Origin of the sequence: Kitasatospora sp. MY 5-36, from assembly GCF_001182915.1 — a bacterium.
Taxonomy (GTDB): domain Bacteria; phylum Actinomycetota; class Actinomycetes; order Streptomycetales; family Streptomycetaceae; genus Kitasatospora.
The window spans coordinates 1-3,257 of the sequence record NZ_LFVW01000922.1 but is presented as its reverse complement, the minus strand read 5'-3'; the positions used below and the strand labels follow the sequence as shown (position 1 = coordinate 3,257).

Sequence of the window (3,257 nt, the reverse complement as noted above, 5' to 3'; positions counted from 1 at the left end):
CGCGGCCGTGGCGGCCGCGCCGGACGTCGGGGCGGGGGCCGCCGGCGTCGGCTGCGCGGCGGGCAGGTTGACCGAGAGGCTGAGCGGGTCGAGGGCCGTGCCGGCCTGGTAGAAGCCGCCGAAGGCCTTCGCCCCGGCGTCGGTGAGGGTCGCCGGGACACCGCTCAGCGTCAGGGTGCCGGCCGCGCCGCGCAGGTCAACGCCGGCCAGCGAGAGGTCGGCCAGCTTGGCCTGGCTCGCGCTGCTGACCTGCCCGGTCTCCTTGGACTTGCTGCTGACGTCGGCGTACAGCCCGGCCGCGCCGCCCTGGACGGCCTTGAAGGTGAGCCGGCCGATGCTCAGGTCGAGCGCGTTGGAGCCGCCCTCCTGGTGCCCGGTGAACCGCACGCCGCCGGAGAAGGCGGCGGTCAGCGCGCCGGCCGCCGGATCGTACGTGCCGTTCGCCGAGTGGAACCGGAAGGTGCTGCCGCCGACCGTGGCCGCGCCGCCGGTCAGCCCCCAACTCCCCTTGGCGATGGGCCCGGTGACGTAGGTCAGGAAGGACTGCTTGATGCCCCAGTCCAGCCGTCCGCCGGAGACCCTGCCTTCGGCGGCGGCCGCCGGCCCCGGCGACAGGCCCACGGCCAGCAGGGCGGCGAGGGAGGCCACCAGGGCGGCGGCCAGACGGCGGAGCCGGCTGGACAGGGGCACGGCGAATCACTCCTCAGGAGGCATGGGGGGATGCCGCAAAGGGGGCCCGGTGGGCACCACCCCCTTGCGAAACTCAGGTAAGGCTAACCTAATATATGAGTCAAGAGCCCCGCCGCCCCCTCCCCCGGCGGCGGGGCGCCACAGGCACCAACTCCCGGTGAAGGGAACCAGGTTGAGCAGCGTTACGATCCGATCCGGGGCGGCCCGCGGGCCCGTCCTCCTGCTGCTCGCCCTCGGCCTGCTGCTCGCCCTCACCGCCTGCGGCGCCGCGAGCGGAACGGCCGGGGCAGCGGGGGCGGCCGTCTCCCGCACCCCCGACGCCGTCGAACCGCTGCCCGGCGAGCCCGTCCCCCGGCTCCCGGCCACCACCGCCTCCGCCGACGGCCGCCAGGTCACCGTCACCAGCGCCGAACGGGTCATCCCGCTCAACGGCAGCCTCGCCGAGCTGGTGTTCAGCCTCGGCCTCGGCCCCAAGGTGGTCGCCCGGGACGTCTCCACCACCTTCGAACAGGCCGCCGCCCTGCCGGTGATCACCCAGGCCCACGACGTCTCCGCCGAGGGCGTGCTCTCACTGCACCCCACTGTCGTCCTCGCCGACCGCTCCACCGGCCCGGCCGAGGCGATCGCGCAGATCCGGGCGGCCGGCGTCCCGCTGATCGTCCTGGACGACGCCAAGCGGCTGGCCGACGTCGGACCGCGCATCGACACCGTCGCCGCCGCACTCGGCGTCCCGGACGCCGGACGGCAGCTCAAGGAGCGCACCGAGCAGCGGATCGACCAGGCCATGGCCGCCGTCCCGGCCGACGGCCGGCACCCCCGGGTCGCCTTCCTCTACCTGCGCGGCAGCGCCTCCGTCTACCTGCTCGGCGGCCCCGGCTCCGGCGCCGGCTCGCTGATCGAGGCGGTCGGCGGCGAGGACGCCGGCACCGCCGCCGGCCTCACCAACGACTTCGTCCCGCTCACCAGCGAGGCCCTGGTCAAGGCCGCACCCGACGCGATCCTGGTGATGAGCAAGGGGCTCGACTCGGTCGGCGGAACGGACGGCCTGCTCAAGCTGCCCGGCGTCGCCCAGACCCCGGCCGGGCTCGACCGCCGGATCGTCTCGATCGAGGACGGCCAGCTGCTCAGCTACGGCCCGCGCACCCCGCAGGTCCTGCGCGGGATCACCGCCCAGCTCTACCCGGCGGACGCCAAGTGACCACCGCCGCACGGGAGGAGACCTCCCGCGAGGCGCCCGGGGAGAGCGCCGCACCGACCGCCGGCCGGACCGCCCTGCTCACCGCCGGACTCGCCGCCGCCCTGCTCCTCTGCGCCCTCCTCGCGGCCGGCGTCGGCGCCTACCGCATCCCGCTCGGCGACATCCTCGCCTCCACCGCCCACCGCCTCGGCCTCGGCGGCCACGCCCTGGACCGGGTGCCCGAGTCCGTGCTGTGGAACGTCCGGCTGCCCCGGGTGGTGCTCGCCCTGCTGGTCGGCGGCTCGCTCGGCTGCGCCGGGGCACTGATGCAGGGCGTGTTCGGCAACCCGCTCGCCGAGCCCGCCGTGATCGGGGTCTCCTCCGGCAGCGCGGTCGGCACGGTGGCCTGCATCGTGCTCGGCCTGAACACCCTGGGCGGTTGGACGGCCCCCGTCTTCGCCTTCGCCGGCGGCCTGCTGACGGTCGTCGCGGTGTACGCGATGTCCCGCTCCGGCGGGCGCACCGAGGTGGTCACGCTGATCCTCACCGGCGTCGCCGTGAACGCCTTCTGCGGCGCGCTGATCGGCATCCTGCTGTTCATCGCCGACCCCGCCGCGATCAGCCAGGTCACCTTCTGGCAGCTCGGCTCGCTCTCCCAGGCCACCTGGGGCAAGGTGCTCGCCGTCCTGCCGTTCGCGCTGGCCGGCCTGGCCGTCGCCCCGCTGTACGCCCGCAGGCTGGACCTGCTGGCGCTCGGCGAGCGCCCGGCCCGCCACCTCGGGGTGGACGTCGAGCGGATGCGGCTGGCGCTGATCACCCTCGTCGCCCTGCTCACCGCGGCGGCCGTGGCGGTCAGCGGCATCGTCGGCTTCGTCGGCCTGGTCGTCCCGCACCTGCTGCGGATGCTCACCGGGCCCGGCCACCGCTTCCTGCTGCCCGCCTCGGCACTCGGCGGCGCACTGGTGCTGGTGGCCGCCGACCTCGCCTCCCGCACCGTCGCCGAGCCCGCCGAGATCCCGCTCGGGGTGGTCACCGCACTGATCGGCAGCCCGTTCTTCTTCTGGCTGCTGCGCCGGACCAGGACCAGGCAGGGAGGCTGGGCGTGAGACTGCGACGCCACCGGGAGATCCCCGAACGACCGGAGCCCGGAAGCGAGTTGCTCGCCGCCGAGGGCGTCCGGCTGAGCCTCGGCGGGCGCCCGCTGCTGGACGGCGCCGCCGTCCGGGTCGCGGCCGGCGAACTGGTCGCGCTGCTCGGGCCGAACGGCGCCGGCAAGTCCACCCTGCTGTCCGTACTGGCCGGCGACGTCCGGCCGGACGTCGGGTCGGTCACCCTGCGCGGCCGCCCGCCGGCCGACTACGGCGCCGCCGAACTCGCCCTGCACCGCGCC

General features: G+C 75.6%; 4 protein-coding genes. 3 read left to right on the top strand and 1 reads right to left on the bottom strand.

What is annotated here, in order from left to right; translation table 11 throughout:
- Positions 1 to 690: HtaA domain-containing protein (locus tag AE652_RS38250; protein WP_049659974.1), on the bottom strand; the 690-nt coding region annotated here is incomplete at its 3' end.
- Between the two features lie 172 nt (positions 691 to 862).
- Between AE652_RS38250 and AE652_RS38245 the strand changes: the two genes are divergently transcribed.
- The 3 genes from AE652_RS38245 to AE652_RS38235 all read left to right on the top strand — a co-directional run.
- Positions 863 to 1,888 (top strand): hemin ABC transporter substrate-binding protein, encoded by a 1,026-nt coding sequence (locus tag AE652_RS38245; RefSeq protein WP_234348688.1) that lies wholly within the window; start codon positions 863 to 865, stop codon positions 1,886 to 1,888.
- Positions 1,885 to 2,973 (top strand): iron ABC transporter permease, encoded by a 1,089-nt coding sequence (locus tag AE652_RS38240; protein ID WP_049659972.1) that lies wholly within the window; start codon positions 1,885 to 1,887, stop codon positions 2,971 to 2,973. Before AE652_RS38245 ends, AE652_RS38240 begins: the two co-directional genes overlap by 4 nt.
- A partial coding sequence (locus AE652_RS38235) for an ATP-binding cassette domain-containing protein (protein ID WP_369808368.1) occupies positions 2,970 to 3,257 on the top strand: 288 nt, incomplete at its 3' end. The genes AE652_RS38240 and AE652_RS38235, both read left to right, overlap by 4 nt.